14 protein-coding genes are annotated in these 14,151 nt (G+C 61.1%); 9 read left to right on the plus strand and 5 right to left on the minus strand.

The features are described from left to right. Positions 1 to 1,179: an acetyl-CoA acetyltransferase gene (locus E3O56_RS13050; protein WP_005787560.1), complete on the minus strand. Its 1,179-nt coding sequence runs from the start codon at positions 1,177 to 1,179 to the stop codon at positions 1 to 3. 130 nt (positions 1,180 to 1,309) lie between these two features. On the opposite strand from E3O56_RS13050, the gene E3O56_RS13055 reads away from it, so the two are divergent. From E3O56_RS13055 to E3O56_RS13090, 8 genes are all read left to right on the plus strand, one after another. Then, entirely contained in the window at positions 1,310 to 1,882 is a 573-nt protein-coding gene (locus tag E3O56_RS13055) for a LuxR C-terminal-related transcriptional regulator (RefSeq protein WP_005787559.1), read from the plus strand. 741 nt (positions 1,883 to 2,623) lie between these two features. Continuing rightward, positions 2,624 to 3,550: an arginine deiminase-related protein gene (locus E3O56_RS13060; protein WP_078821074.1), complete on the plus strand. Its 927-nt coding sequence runs from the start codon at positions 2,624 to 2,626 to the stop codon at positions 3,548 to 3,550. Between the two features lie 11 nt (positions 3,551 to 3,561). Beyond that, entirely contained in the window at positions 3,562 to 4,608 is a 1,047-nt protein-coding gene (locus E3O56_RS13065) for an ornithine cyclodeaminase (RefSeq protein ID WP_248128385.1), read from the plus strand. A gap of 226 nt (positions 4,609 to 4,834) precedes the next feature. Beyond that, a complete protein-coding gene (locus tag E3O56_RS13070; protein ID WP_005787553.1) occupies positions 4,835 to 5,614 on the plus strand; it encodes an ABC transporter substrate-binding protein in 780 nt (259 codons plus the stop codon). A gap of 175 nt (positions 5,615 to 5,789) precedes the next feature. Continuing rightward, the gene (locus E3O56_RS13075) at positions 5,790 to 6,491 is read left to right on the plus strand and encodes an ABC transporter permease (RefSeq protein WP_216091200.1); all 702 of its coding nucleotides are present in this window, start codon (positions 5,790 to 5,792) and stop codon (positions 6,489 to 6,491) included. Further along, a complete protein-coding gene (locus E3O56_RS13080) occupies positions 6,488 to 7,201 on the plus strand; it encodes an ABC transporter permease (protein WP_248128386.1) in 714 nt (237 codons plus the stop codon). Before E3O56_RS13075 ends, E3O56_RS13080 begins: the two co-directional genes overlap by 4 nt. A gap of 3 nt (positions 7,202 to 7,204) precedes the next feature. Then, positions 7,205 to 8,035: an ATP-binding cassette domain-containing protein gene (locus E3O56_RS13085; protein ID WP_032876400.1), complete on the plus strand. Its 831-nt coding sequence runs from the start codon at positions 7,205 to 7,207 to the stop codon at positions 8,033 to 8,035. Between the two features lie 4 nt (positions 8,036 to 8,039). After that, positions 8,040 to 8,537, plus strand: a complete 498-nt coding sequence (locus E3O56_RS13090) for an Lrp/AsnC family transcriptional regulator (protein ID WP_005787545.1) — start codon at positions 8,040 to 8,042, stop codon at positions 8,535 to 8,537. 67 nt (positions 8,538 to 8,604) lie between these two features. Here the strand turns inward: E3O56_RS13090 and E3O56_RS13095 are convergent, their stop codons facing one another. From E3O56_RS13095 to E3O56_RS13110, 4 genes are all read right to left on the minus strand, one after another. Beyond that, on the minus strand, positions 8,605 to 9,486 hold the full coding sequence (locus E3O56_RS13095) for a TIGR03915 family putative DNA repair protein (RefSeq protein ID WP_248128387.1): 882 nt from the start codon (positions 9,484 to 9,486) through the stop codon (positions 8,605 to 8,607). Next, a complete protein-coding gene (locus E3O56_RS13100; RefSeq protein ID WP_005787541.1) occupies positions 9,483 to 10,703 on the minus strand; it encodes a putative DNA modification/repair radical SAM protein in 1,221 nt (406 codons plus the stop codon). Before E3O56_RS13100 ends, E3O56_RS13095 begins: the two co-directional genes overlap by 4 nt. Before the next feature lie 79 nt (positions 10,704 to 10,782). Next, positions 10,783 to 12,120 (minus strand): SidA/IucD/PvdA family monooxygenase, encoded by a 1,338-nt coding sequence (locus E3O56_RS13105; protein ID WP_194440512.1) that lies wholly within the window; start codon positions 12,118 to 12,120, stop codon positions 10,783 to 10,785. Between the two features lie 119 nt (positions 12,121 to 12,239). Beyond that, entirely contained in the window at positions 12,240 to 12,722 is a 483-nt protein-coding gene (locus E3O56_RS13110) for a sigma-70 family RNA polymerase sigma factor (RefSeq protein WP_005787538.1), read from the minus strand. Positions 12,723 to 12,977: 255 nt separating this feature from the next. Between E3O56_RS13110 and E3O56_RS13115 the strand changes: the two genes are divergently transcribed. Beyond that, positions 12,978 to 14,150, plus strand: a complete 1,173-nt coding sequence (locus tag E3O56_RS13115) for an efflux RND transporter periplasmic adaptor subunit (RefSeq protein ID WP_248128388.1) — start codon at positions 12,978 to 12,980, stop codon at positions 14,148 to 14,150. Position 14,151: the final 1 nt, after the last annotated feature.

Raw genomic sequence — 14,151 nt, forward strand, 5'->3', positions numbered from 1 at the left:
TCAGCTCCGGCGTGCCTGCAGGACCGATGCATAGTTGGCCACCGCCATGCCGCCCATGTTGAACACCAGGCCGAACTCCGGGTTGGGCACCGCCAGGCCAATCGGTTCGCCGGTCAATTGCCGGAACGCCAAGGCATGCATGGACACCCCCGTTGCACCGACCGGATGCCCCTTGGCCTTGAGCCCGCCGGAAAGGTTGACCGGCAAGCGCCCGCCGGCACGCACCACGCCGCTGTCGAGCACGCGATGCCCTTCGCCTTTGGGCGCCAGGCCCATGGCTTCGTAGATCAGCAGCTCGGCAATGGTGAAACAGTCGTGCACCTCGGCGAAACTCAGGTCTGCCAGGGTCACATTCGCTGCGCGCAGCGCTGCATGGATCGCTCGTTGCGGGCCTTCAAAGGCGAGGATGTCGCGCTGGGCGATGGGCAAGGTGTCATTGACCTGGGTCATAGCCCGGATCTGCACCTCGCGGCGAAACGCTCGCGCACGTTTGGGTGACGCCAGAATAATCGCGGCGGCGCCGTCGCTGATCAGCGAGCAGTCCGTCAGGCGCAGGGAGTCGGCCACGAACGGGTTGCTCTGGGACACGTTGTTGCAGTGCTCGAAATTCATCTCCCGATGCATCTGCGCCAGCGGGTTAGCCATGGCATTGGAGTGGTTTTTGGTGGCGATGGCCGCCATCGAGCCCAGCGGGCAGTGGTAGCGCTCGGCGTATTGGCGGGCGGCGCGGCCGAACAATTGCGGGAAACTCAGGCCGGCTTCGGCCGGGTCGTTCTGATAGCCGGCGCCGGCCAGGGCTTGGGTGACCGCGGCGGTGCTGGTGTGAGTCATCTTTTCGGCGCCCACCACCAGCACCAACTCGGCGCTGCCGGAGAGAATCGCATTGACTCCCGCCTGGATCGCCGCCGAACCCGAAGCGCAGGCGTTTTCGCAGCGGGTGGCAGGTTTGAAGCGCAGCCCGGGGTCGGCCTGCAACAGCAACGAGGCGGCAAAGCCGTCGGGCACCAGCCCAGAGTTGAAATGCCCCAGGAACAGCGCGTCGATTTGCGACGCATCAATCGCAGCGTCACTCAGGGCTTCACGGGTAACCTGGACGATCAGGTCTTCCAGCGTGGTGCCTTCCAGGCGACCAAAGCGGGAGTGACCAGCGGCAACAATGGAGACGCAATCAGCAGGCATAATCAATTTCTTCTGTTCTTGATCCGGACTTTACTTACAATGACCCACCCCTGGTCCCGCGCCAATTCGTGTAACTACTTACATGGGTAAGTAGCGCACCAGGGCATTGAACAACGAGGCAGGATGCCCCATGAACGCGCTTGCACAGCAATTTCCCGACCTCGAACGCCTGGCGTTCAAGCTGTCCCCTGCCCCGCAGATCGTCACCAGCGACCGGGTAATACTCGACTGCAACGATGCCTTCCTGAAGCTGTTCGGCTATACACGCCAGGCACTGGTCAATCAGTTGACCCTGCTGATCTACCCGTCCCAGGCCGACTACCATGCCATCGGCAAGCGCAGCCATGACTGGCTGCTCGACAGCGACAACGGCTTTTATTCCGATGAGCGCTTCATGCAGCACCACAATGGCGAAGTGTTCTGGGCCAAGTCCCACGGCTACACCCTCACCCCCAAAGACCCGTTCAAGCTGATGATCTGGCACTTCGAACGCCTGGACCGTCTGCATCAGGGCACTGGCGACCTCACGCCGCGGGAGCGGGAAATCGCCATGCACATCGTCAATGGTTTCAAGTCCAAGGAAATCGCCCTGCGCCTGGCGATTTCCCACCGCACGGTGGAAGTGCACCGGGCGCGGTTGATGAAGAAATTGCAGGCCAAGACCGTGGTGGAGCTGGTATCGAAGATCATTATGGTGGCGTGACAGGTAACGGCTATTGAGCAGGTTGCCTTCCCACATCATAGGTATCTACACAACTTTGTAGCTGCCGCCACTTTGATGTGGGTAACCACGATGCGAAGCGAGCCGCTCTTGCTCTTGATCTGCTTTTGATCTTAGGCGCCCCGTCAAACCACGCTGGCCGGAATTCGACAGGGATTTGGGGGGTAAACCGGCAGGGATGCCGGTTTAGCCGCCCCGCGCCATGGATGGCGCGTGGCGGCGGCCCCCCAAATCCATGGCGGATTACGGGCACACCGAGCCTGAGCGAGGTGCCGAGTGGTGGGGCAAGAGCGTTTTGCTTACTTTTGCGCTGTTCAAAAGTGAGCCGCCGTAAGGGCGGAACCCATAGCGGCCGTTACCCAAACAACGGATATGTACTCGGTCTGATCCAACATCCTGGTCGGCCCTGAGGCCGCCATCGGGAGCAAGTCGAATCGTCGCACCACTCCTCCCACATTTGGACCTAAGCACATCAGATATAGATTCGGCGACTGACAGGTCGTCACGGGAGCAAGCTCCCTCGCCACAGGTACAGCGCCGTACCAAAAGATGTGTAGATACCTATGCTCCCACATCTGAGCACATTTCAATCCGGCAGCCGATTCAGCTGCCTTATCCACCTTTTCAGCTTTCCCGGCTGAGCCGCCCCGCTGTTTCAGCCGGGATCCTCCCACCCTATGGCACAAAATAGCGTCACAAGATCCCCCATGGACCCGTGCCCCCATGCAAACCACCAACACCGTCCTGATGATTCGCCCGGCGCGCTTTGCCTTCAACCCGGATACCGCGATCAACAACCGTTTTCAACGCCCGCCGCCGGACCCGCTCAGTGCACAGCACAAAGCGCTGAAAGAATTCGACGGCTATGTCGACACCCTGCGCAGCCACGGCGTGGAGGTGCTGGTGGTGCAGGACACTCCGGCCCCTCACACCCCGGACTCGATCTTTCCCAATAATTGGTGGAGCAGCCACGCCGACGGCAGCCTGGTGCTCTACCCCATGCAAGGCCAGAACCGACGACTGGAGCGCAACAAGGGCGTGCTGCAAGTTCTGGAGCAGCGCTTTGCGATCAACACCACCATCGACCTCAGCCACCTGGAACAACAGGATATCTTCCTCGAAGGCACCGGCAGCATGGTGCTCGACCGCCAGCACCGCATCAGCTACGCCTGCCACTCCGGGCGCACCCATCACGCGGCGCTGCACCAGTTTGCCGAACGTCTGGACTACCAACTCTGCGTGTTCCACGCCCTGGACCGCCACCACGCACCGATCTACCACAGCAACGTGATGATGAGCGTCGGTCGCGACCTCGCAGTGGTGTGCCTGCAAGCCCTGCCCGACGAGCGCGAGCGCCTGGCCCTGGAACGCTCACTGCGCGACACCGGCAAGGACATCCTCGCCCTCGACTTCGACCAGTTGGAGGCCTTCGCCGGCAACATGCTCGAAGTCCACGACCGTGACGGCCAGCCATTGCTGGTGATGTCTGCCAGCGCCTGGCGCGCGTTGCAACCGGCGCAGCGCCAGCAGGTGGAGCGCCATACGCGACCAGTGGTGGTGAATATCGACAACATCGAACGCATCGGCGGCGGCAGTGCCCGTTGCATGTTGGCCGAAGTGCATCTGCCGATCCGCCCCTCATTTCAATAAGGAGTCTTGCCATGACCCGTTATATCGACGTCAACGACCTCAGCTACCTGGTTTCGCAAAAAGGTTTGCAAACCTGCATCACCGAGATGGCCGAGTACATCCGTGCCGACTACCTGCGCTGGCAGGACTTCGAGAAATGCGCACGCCTGGCCAACCATTCACCGGATGGCGTGATCGAGTTGATGCCCGTCTCGGACGCCTCGCTGTATGCGTTCAAATACGTCAACGGCCACCCGAAAAACACCCTGGCCGGTATGCTGACCGTGATGGCCTTTGGCGCCTTGGGCGATGTGGATACCGGCAAACCCGTGCTGCTGGCGGAAATGACCATGACTACCGCCATCCGCACCGCTGCCACCTCGGCCCTGGTCGCCCGCTACCTGGCGCGCGACAACAGCCGCAGCATGGCGTTGATCGGCAACGGCTGCCAAAGCGAATTCCAGGCCCTGGCCTTCCACGCCATGCTTGGCATTAACGAAATTCGCCTGTTCGATATCGACGCCAAGGCCACCGCCAAACTCGCCGCCAACCTCAAGGCGTTCCCGGCGATCAAGGTGATCCTGGCTGACAGCGTGGCCGACGCGGTCAAAGGCGCGGATATCGTCACCACCGTCACTGCCGACAAGGCTTATGCAACCATCCTCACCGACGAGATGATCGAACCGGGTATGCACCTCAATGCCGTGGGTGGCGATTGCCCGGGCAAGACCGAGCTGGACCGGCGCATCGTCGAACGTGCCCGGGTGATCGTGGAGTACGAACCGCAAAGCCGCATCGAAGGTGAGATCCAGCACATGCCTGAGGATTCGCCGGTGACCGAGTTGTGGCAAGTGATCAACGGCCAGAAGCCCGGCCGCGAGAATGCGCGCCAGATCACCCTGTTCGACTCGGTGGGTTTTGCCATCGAAGACTACTCGGCCCTGCGTTATGTACTGGACGTCGCCAAGGCGTTGGACGTGGGCAGCGAGCTGGAACTGGTACCCGACCTGGCTGACCCCAAAGACCTGTTTGCCCGCCTGGCCCGGCAACCGGTCGCACAGCACAAAAAGCGCGCCTGAGACCGCTCTGGCCTGCCGCTTTGCGTCGAGGGCAGGCCGGACTTTGCTGGGTTAAAAGCCGATTCGGCGGGTGCAACAGCCGATTGCGCTGCATTGTCGGTTTTAACAGCGCAATTTGCGCTTTGTGCAGGGGGTAAACGACACAAAAAACGCACCATCATGAAGCATTCTCTGCTCCCAGTTATTCACTGCCCTGACATCAATTACAAAATATAGGGACCTCCACATGACTCCACTGCGATCACTCTTCGCTGCGTTGCTGTTGCCTCTGTGCGCCACCGCCGCCCACGCCCAGGACTGGAAAGAAATCCGTTTTGGCGTGTTCCCCGAATACCCACCCTTCGAATCCGTGGCCGCCGACGGCAGCCTGCAAGGCTTCGATATTGAACTGGGCAACGCCATCTGCGCCAAGCTCGAAGTGAAATGCACCTGGGTGCACAATGAATTCGACGGCATGATCCCGGCCCTGCGTGCGCGCAAGTTCGACGCCATCATGTCCTCCATGGCCGTGACCCCGGCTCGCGAAAAAGTCATCGACTTTACCGATCGCCTGTTCCTCAGCCCCACCTCGGTGATCACGCGCAAAGGCGCCGACTTCGGCGATACCCCGGAATCGCTCAAGGGCAAGCAGGTCGGCGTGCTGCAAGGCTCGCTGCAGGAAGCCTACGCCCGAGCGCACCTGGCCAGGCTGGGTGCGCAGATCAAGGCGTACCAGTCTCAAGAGCAGAACTACGCCGACCTGCAAAACGGGCGCCTCGACGCCACCCTGACCGACAAACTCGAAGCCCAGCTCAACTTCCTGTCCAAGCCCGAAGGCGCCGACTTCAAGACCGGCCCGGCCTTCAAGGACCCGACCCTGCCGCTGGACATCGCCATGGGCCTGCGCAAGAACGACCAGGCACTGCGTGAGCTGATCAATAAAGGCATCGCCGCCGTCCAGGCCGATGGCACTTACGCGCAGATCCAGAAGAAATACTTCGGCGATCAAGATATCTACAACGAATAACTAAGCCATCGACCTCCCTGTGGATGCAGCTTTTGTGGGAGGGGGGCTTGCTCCCGATAGCAGTGGTCAGTCATTGAAAATATTGACTGAACCACCGCTATCGGGAGCAAGCCCCCCCTCCCACACAAATCGGTTCCCCACAAAGATGGTGTGTGTGCCTTTTAGAGATCTTCCCATGAACGAACTCCTCAACCTGCAAGGCTACGGCCCGATGCTGGCCCAGGGTGCCTGGATGACGCTCAAGCTGGCCTTCCTCGCCCTGGCCCTGAGCCTAACCCTGGGCCTGGTCGCCGCCGGCGCCAAGCTATCCAGCGCCAGATGGCTGCGCGTACCGGCCACGCTCTACACCACGCTGATCCGCAGCGTGCCGGACCTGGTGTTGATCCTGCTGATCTTCTATAGCCTGCAACTGTGGCTCAACGACCTGACTGAAGTGTTCGGCTGGGAGTACTTTGAAATCGACCCGTTCACCGCCGGGGTGGTCACCCTGGGATTTATCTACGGCGCGTATTTCACCGAGAACTTCCGTGGCGCGATCCTCAGCGTACCGGTGGGCCAGTTGGAAGCCGCGACGGCTTATGGCCTGAGCCCCTGGCAGCGCTTCCACCTGGTGCTGTTCCCACAACTGATGCGTTTTGCCCTGCCGGGCCTGGGCAATAACTGGCTGGTGCTGCTCAAGTCCACGGCGCTGGTGTCGATCATCGGCCTGTCAGACCTGGTCAAGGCCGCGCAAAACGCCGGCAAGTCCACCAGCGAGCCACTGTACTTCCTGATCCTCGCGGGCCTGGTGTACCTGCTGATCACTACCCTCTCCAACCGCATCTTCAAGCGCCTCGAACGGCGCTATAACCTGGGCATCAAGGGGATGGCGCGATGATCGAACTGTTCCAGCAATACGGCCTGGCCTACCTGTTCAGCGATGGCAGCGGCTTGTCCGGCGTCGCCATGACCGTGTGGCTGTTCATCATCTCGGTGGTGCTCGGTTTTTGCCTGTCGATCCCCCTGGCGCTAGCGCGGGTTTCGCAGCACGTCTGGCTGCGCTGGCCGGTGGAGGTCTACACCTACCTGTTCCGCGGCACGCCGCTGTATATCCAGTTGCTGATTTGCTACACCGGGCTGTACAGCCTGGAGGTGGTGCAGGACAACGCCCTGCTCAACCAGTTTTTCCGCAATGCGCTGAACTGCACCTTGTTGGCGTTTGTGCTCAACACCTGTGCCTACACCGTGGAGATCTTCGCCGGGGCGATCCGCAATATTCCCCACGGCGAAATCGAAGCGGCACGCGCCTATGGCCTGCACGGCTGGCGGCTGAATCTGTACGTGGTGGTACCCGCCGCATTGCGCCGCGCATTGCCGGCCTACAGCAATGAAATGATCCTGATGCTGCACGCCACGTCACTGGCGTTTACCGCCACCGTTGCCGACATCCTCAAGGTCGCCCGCGATGCGAATGCCGAAACCTTCCTGACCTTTCAGGCGTTTGGTATCGCCGCCCTGCTCTACATGCTGCTGTCCTTTGCACTGGTGGGCCTGTTTCGGCTGGCCGAACGTCGCTGGATGCGTTTTCTTGTTCCTACCCGAGGCTAACCCATGAATCAGTCCGCGCAGGCCCTGGCCGTTTATCCGGTGGATGTACCGGTTGTCGAAACTGCAACTGCCGCCATCAAGCTTCAAGTCGAAGGCATTCACAAACGCTACGGCGAACACGAAGTGCTCAAAGGTGTGTCCCTCAATGCCCGTCAAGGCGATGTGATCAGCCTGATCGGCGCCAGCGGCTCGGGCAAAAGCACCATGCTGCGTTGCATCAACTTTCTTGAACAGCCGGACGCCGGGGTCATCACCCTGGACGGCATCAGCATCGAAATGCAACAAGGCCGCGCCGGCACCCGCGCGCCGCACCAGGCACAACTGCAAAACCTGCGCACGCGCCTGGCCATGGTGTTCCAGCACTTCAACCTGTGGAGTCACATGACGGTGCTGGAAAACATCACCATGGCCCCGCGCCGGGTGCTGAATGTGAGCGCCGCCGAGGCGGAAAAACGTGCGCGCCTGTACCTGGACAAAGTCGGCTTGCCAGGCCGCGTGGCGGATCAATACCCGGCGTTCCTCTCGGGTGGCCAGCAGCAACGCGTGGCGATTGCGCGGGCATTGGCGATGGAGCCGGAGATTATCCTGTTCGACGAACCGACCTCAGCCCTCGACCCGGAACTTGTAGGCGAAGTGCTCAAAGTCATACAGACGTTGGCCGAGGAAGGCCGTACCATGCTGATGGTCACCCACGAAATGGGCTTTGCCCGCCAGGTGTCCAGCCAAGTGCTGTTCCTGCATCAGGGCCGAGTCGAGGAACACGGCGGCGCCGAGATCCTCGACCACCCCAACAGCGAACGCTTGCAGCAATTTCTTTCCAACCGTTTGAAGTGAACTCATGGATACCAAGGCCAACGGACCCCACTCCTCCCCTGCGCTGGATCGCATCGACGAGGCGATCATCGATGTGCTCAGGCACCAGGGGCGCATCACCTATGAAAAACTCTCGTCGCTGGTGCACCTGACCCCCAGGCCATGCCTGGAGCGGGTGCGCAAGTTGGAGCGACGCGGGGTGATCCGTGGGTATGGGGCGATCATCGATGTGCAGATGGTCTCACCAGGGCTGTCGCTGCTGGTGCTGGTGGCCTTGTCCAACCAGAGCGGGCGCTCGGCGCAAAAGGCCTTCGAAGCCTGCGTCAAAGCCTGCCCGCAGGTGTTCGAATGCCAGTTGATCAGCGGGCCGTTCGACTACAGCCTGCGTATGCGCTGCCGGGATATGGAGCATTACCGGGTGCTGACCGAGATCTGGTTGAACAATGATGAGTTGCACATTGATAAGTTGGTGGCCCATCCAGAGTTGGCAGTAGTCAAGAACACTGCGACCGAACTGGCCTGATACCCACTCCCCCAGGCTGCGAAAACCAAATGTGGGAGCTGGCTTGCCTGCGATAGCGGTGCATCAGTCACCCCACATCTGACTGGTCGACCGCTATCGCAGGCAAGCCAGCTCCCACATTGACCGGGTTTGCAATTCTTTTGCCTGGCTTGGCCCCCACCAGCTTCGCCTGCCCATCCTTCTGCTTGCCCGTACGCGCCTCGCTGATCAGCCCCGGGATCAACTTGCCCTCCGGCAAATTTTTCCAGAACCGACTGGGCAAATGCCCTTTCATGACCTTGGGATTCAGCCGCGCCGGGTTGAAGATGTGACTGTAGTAGGTCAGCCACATCGCACTGTGGGGGTCGTCAACATTCTGCGCCAGTTGCTGCCACGCCTCGGGGCAGCGGCGCTGATGAATCAACTGCTCGCCGTCGTAATACACCCCGTCCAGTGGCGTGGCGATCATCCAGCGATGGCGGCCCATGCGCCCGACAAAGTGCTGGCTGGCACTTTTGAGAATGTCGTGGGCCGGTTCATGCCAGGCCACGTATTCAGGAAGTTCGGGCCCCGCCTCGGCCGGCAGGGCAATAAAGCGCACAAACGCATGCAGGTGATGGGCCTCGCGGCTGACTTGCTTGATGCGTCGCTGCAACTCGCTGCCCAGCTTGTCCCCCGCCAGCATCGCGGTGCGATCACCGTGGCTGACCCGCCACAGCACTTCATACAGCAGGCTCCAGCGTTGATCACCGTGATAACAGGCCGCAGACTCCAGCAACTCCAACAGCGCCTTGGGAATCCGTGCCTGGAAGGGCCCCAACCCTGTCGGGATCGGCTCATCGGTAGCGAACAGGTCAGCTGCTTGTGCCTCGCCCCAGCTCACCTGGCTGGGGTCGACCTGATGGCTGAGCAGCCAGCGCGCCTGTTCGCGCCAGGTGCTGAACAGGTTGTCGCATTCCAGACTGATCATCCCCACAGCCCCATCTGTTGCGGCTGCGGACGGTCGCGCAATTGCTCGCGCAGCAACACGCTGGTGCTGTCGGCCTGTTGCGGGTGGTAGTCACTGGTGATGAAGAACGGTTTGGCCTTGGCCAGTACGCAGCGCATACGCGCCAGGTCTTCGAAGCGGATCTTGCGCTCGCGGCGCAGGTCCACCAGGCGTTGGGTGGTACGCAGGCCAATACCGGGGATGCGCGCAATCAGGGTGGGCTCTGCGCGGTTCAGGTCCAGGGGGAATACTTCGCGATGCTCCAGGGCCCAGGCCAGCTTGGGATCGATATCCAGGGCCAGGTGGCCGGGGCCGGCAAACAGCTCCCTGGCGCTGAAACCGTAGCTGCGCAGCAGGAAGTCGGCCTGGTACAAGCGGTGCTCGCGCATCAACGGCGGCGCGGCCAGGGGCACGCTTTTCGGGCTGTTGGGGATGGGGCTGAACGCCGAGTAGTACACGCGGCGCAGCTTGAAATTGCCATACAACGCCTCGGCACCGTGGAGGATGGTGCTGTCATCGGTGTCGTCGGCACCTACGATCATCTGCGTGCTCTGCCCGGCCGGGGCGAAACGCGGGGCGCGAGGCTCGTTGAACACCGTCTGCTCGCCGGTGTAGATGGTCTGCATCGCCTGCTTGATCGACACAATCTGTTTCTCCGGCGCCAGGGTCTGCAGGCTGGCCTCGGTGGGCAGTTCGATATTCACGCTCAGGCGATCGGCATAACGACCAGCCTCGGCAATCAATGCAGGATCCGCATCGGGAATGGTCTTGAGGTGGATATAGCCGCGAAAGTCATGCTCTTCGCGCAGCAGTTTGGCGACCCGCACCAATTGCTCCATGGTGTAGTCCGACGAACGGATGATTCCGGAGCTGAGAAACAGCCCGCTGACGCAATTGCGCTTGTAGAAATCCAGGGTCAGGGTGACCACCTCTTCCGGGCTGAAACGCGCACGGGGCACGTCGCTGGAACGGCGGTTGACGCAATACTGGCAGTCGTAGAGGCAGAAGTTGGTGAGCAACACCTTGAGCAGCGACACGCAACGGCCATCGGGCGTGTAGCTGTGGCAGATGCCCATGCCGTCGGTGGAACCCAACCCCGCCTTGCCCTCGGAGCTGCGCTTGGGCGCGCCGCTGCTGGCGCACGACGCGTCGTACTTGGCGGCGTCGGCGAGGATGCTGAGTTTTTCGATCAACTGCATGGCGGGCTACCGATACTGGTTTTTTGTACAGTACCAATAGCCGCACGTTGTCACAAGTGCCGTCTGTAGGAGGGGCAGGTCAGCTGGCAGTGGCCAGGAGCAGGTCCTGCACCGAACGGCCCTTGTCACGGTTTCGATCGTTGGCATACAACGATGCCGCAATCTCATCCGCGCGAATCGGCAGCACCGACAGCAAGGTATCGCTCAAGCCATGGCTGGCCTGGCTGAAGCCTTGGATGTAGATACCCGCCTTGCAGCGCTCGTCGGTGACGATGCGGTAGTCGCGGGCCACTTCGAAGTCGCCCATGTAGGCTTGCAGCGGCGCCAACAGTTCGCGGTGCATCTGGCGCTCATAGCCGGTGGCGAGGATCACGGCGTCGTAGTGGTTGACGCTGGTTTCGCCCGTGGCGTTGTTGCGCAATACCAGTTCGATACCCAGCGGCCCGGGCGTGGCCTTCTCCACCACGGTCATGGTGCGGAACGCCTGGCGGGCGATGCCGGAGACTTTCTGACGGTAGAAAATCCCGTAGATGCGCTCGATCAGGTCCAGGTCCACCACCGAATAGTTGGTGTTCTGGTACTCGGCGACCAAACGCTCGCGTTCGGCCCCCACTTGCTGGAACACCAGGTCGGTAAACGCCGGCGAGAACACTTCGTTGACGAACGGGCTGTCATCGGCCGGCTTGAGCGCCGAGCCGCGCAGGATCATATCGACCTGCACCGACGGGAAGCTGTCATTGAGGTCGATAAAGGCTTCTGCCGCGCTCTGGCCGCCGCCGATCACCGCAATGCGCATGGCCTTGCCATCCACGCAGGGCTGACTCGCCATGCGCTCCAGATACTGGGAATGGTGGAACACGCGACTGTCACCCTTGAGCGCCTTGAACGCTTCGGGGATACGCGCAGTGCCGCCGGCGCTGACCACCACCGAGCGGGTGGTACGCACATGCTGCTCGCCCTGGGCATCGCGGGAAATGACGCGCAAGGCCTCCACCTGCTGCTGATGCAGGATCGGTTCGATGGCCAGCACTTCCTCACCGTAGTTGGCCTGGGCCTGGAACTGCCCGGCCACCCAGCGCAGGTAGTCGTTGTACTCCATACGGCAGGGGTAGAAGGTGCCCAGGTTGATGAAGTCCACCAGGCGATCGTGAGCCTTGAGGTAATTGACGAAGGAGTACGGGCTCGTGGGGTTGCGCAGGGTCACCAGGTCCTTGAGGAAAGAGATCTGCAGCTCACTTTGGGTCACCAGCGTATTGCCGTGCCAGCGGTAGTCGGCCTGTTTGTCGAGAAACAGCACGTCCAGCTTGCCCTGGGCCTTTTCACGCTCCTGCAGGGCGATGGCCAGCGCCAGGTTCGAAGGGCCGAAGCCGATACCGATCAGGTCGTGAACCGCGGGCGAAGCAATTGCCTGTGTCATTCCAGTGTCCTCTGGATAAGCCCCTTGGCGGTGGGGCGGGAATACCTTCATGGCCTGAACAACAGGCCGTGTGTTGATAGGAAACGAGGACAGTGAAATAAAATTTAACCAACTGGCGATCAGTGCGCTTCCCACTCACGCATACGCACCCGGCAATGCTTCATGGCGTTGACGATGTGTTTTTCCACCAGGCTGCGGGAAATCCCCAGGCGCTCGGCGATTTGCACATGGGATAGGCCCTCAAGCTTGCGCAGCAGGAAACTGTCGCGACACGCCGCCGGCAACTCGGCCAGGGCGCGCTCAAGCATCTCCAGGCGCTGGTTGTGGTCATGACTGGCGTGGGGTGAACAGGGGGCGAAGCGTTCTTCGCTGTCCAGCACCTCAAGAGGCTCGGACTGACGCAAGGCGTTGCGCCGGTGGCCGTCGATCACCAGGTTCAAGGCCGTGCGGTACAGGAAGGCGCGGGGCTGTTCGATCGGGATGTCGCTGGAACGCTCCAGCACCCGTACATAAGCGTCATGCACCACATCTTCGGCCACCTGACGGTTGCCCAGCTTGGCGTTCAGGAAACACACCAGCTCGCGATAGTAGTTTTCCAACATGACTCCTGGCCCCATGGCCTTGGTGCTAACGATGCCAGCCCGCGTAGGAGCGAGCCCATCGATGATGGCAGTTTGAGTGCGTGCAATTTATAGTAATTCTCATCTACTTTTAAAGGAGTCTTGCACCAACGGTGCATTTTTTTCGTCGCACGGGCTGTTACCGCATGTGTAACAACCTAAATTCCCGAGCATTTTTCTCGTATAACTGTCAACTCCCCGCTCCTGCGGTCAACACCTCCTGGCTGGAACCAAGACATGAAACGCCCTCGACCTGCCCGACGCGCCCTGCTTGTGCTGGCGTGCCTGCTCCCCATCCTTGCGGTGGCTGCCTGGCAAGTGCTGCCGTCGGGCCGCGACAGCCTACCCACGGTCACCGTAACCCGCGGCGACATTGAAAATAGCGTTACGTCACTGGGCACCCTGCAACCGCGCCGTTATGTGGACGTGGGTGCCCAGGCGTCCGGACAGATTCGCAAGATCCATGTGGAGGCTGGTGATCAAGTCAAGGAAGGCGATCTGCTGGTGGAAATCGATCCCGCTACGCAACAGGCCAAGCTCGACGCCAGCCGCTATTCCATTGAAAACCTCAAGGCGCAGTTGCAGGAACAGAAAGCCCAGCACGAACTCGCACGCCAGAAATACCAGCGCCAGCAACGCTTGGTTGCAGGCAACGCCACCCGCGAAGAAGATGTGCAAACCGCCAAAGCCGAACTGAGTGCCACCCAAGCCCGTGTCGATATGTTCCAGGCACAGATCCGCCAAGCCCAGGCCAGCCTGCGCAGTGACGAGGCCGAACTGGGCTATACGCGGATTTACGCGCCCATGAGCGGCACCGTGGTGGCGGTAGATGCGCGAGTCGGCCAAACCCTCAACGCCCAACAACAAACGCCGTTGATCCTGCGCATCGCCAAATTGTCACCAATGACCGTATGGGCCGAAGTGTCCGAAGCCGATATCGGCCACGTCAAACCGGGCATGAGCGCCTATTTCACTACCCTCGCCGGCGGCAACCGGCGCTGGAGCAGCACCGTGCGCCAGATCCTGCCGATACCGCCCAAGCCGCTGAATGAAACCAGCCAGGGCAGCGGCAGCCCCAGTAGCACGAGCAAAACCGGTAGTGGCCGCGTAGTGCTGTACACCGTACTGCTGGATGTGGACAACACTGACAATGCACTGATGGCCGAAATGACCACCCAGGTGTTTTTCGTAGCCAGCCAGGTCAAGGACGCTCTCACCATCCCGGTCGCAGCGCTGCTCGGCAGCCAAGGCACCGACAAGCAGATCGCGCGGGTCGTGACCAAAAACGGTGCCATCCAGAAGCGAGAAGTACAGCTGGGTATCAGTGACCGCCTGCGAGTTGAAGTGTTGGATGGCCTGGACGAAGGTGATCACCTGTTGATCGGCCCCGCCAGCAGCAGCGGGGGTTGAC

The organism is Pseudomonas sp. W2Aug9 (genome assembly GCF_023127755.1).
GTDB classification, from domain to species: Bacteria; Pseudomonadota; Gammaproteobacteria; order Pseudomonadales; family Pseudomonadaceae; genus Aquipseudomonas; species Aquipseudomonas synxantha_A.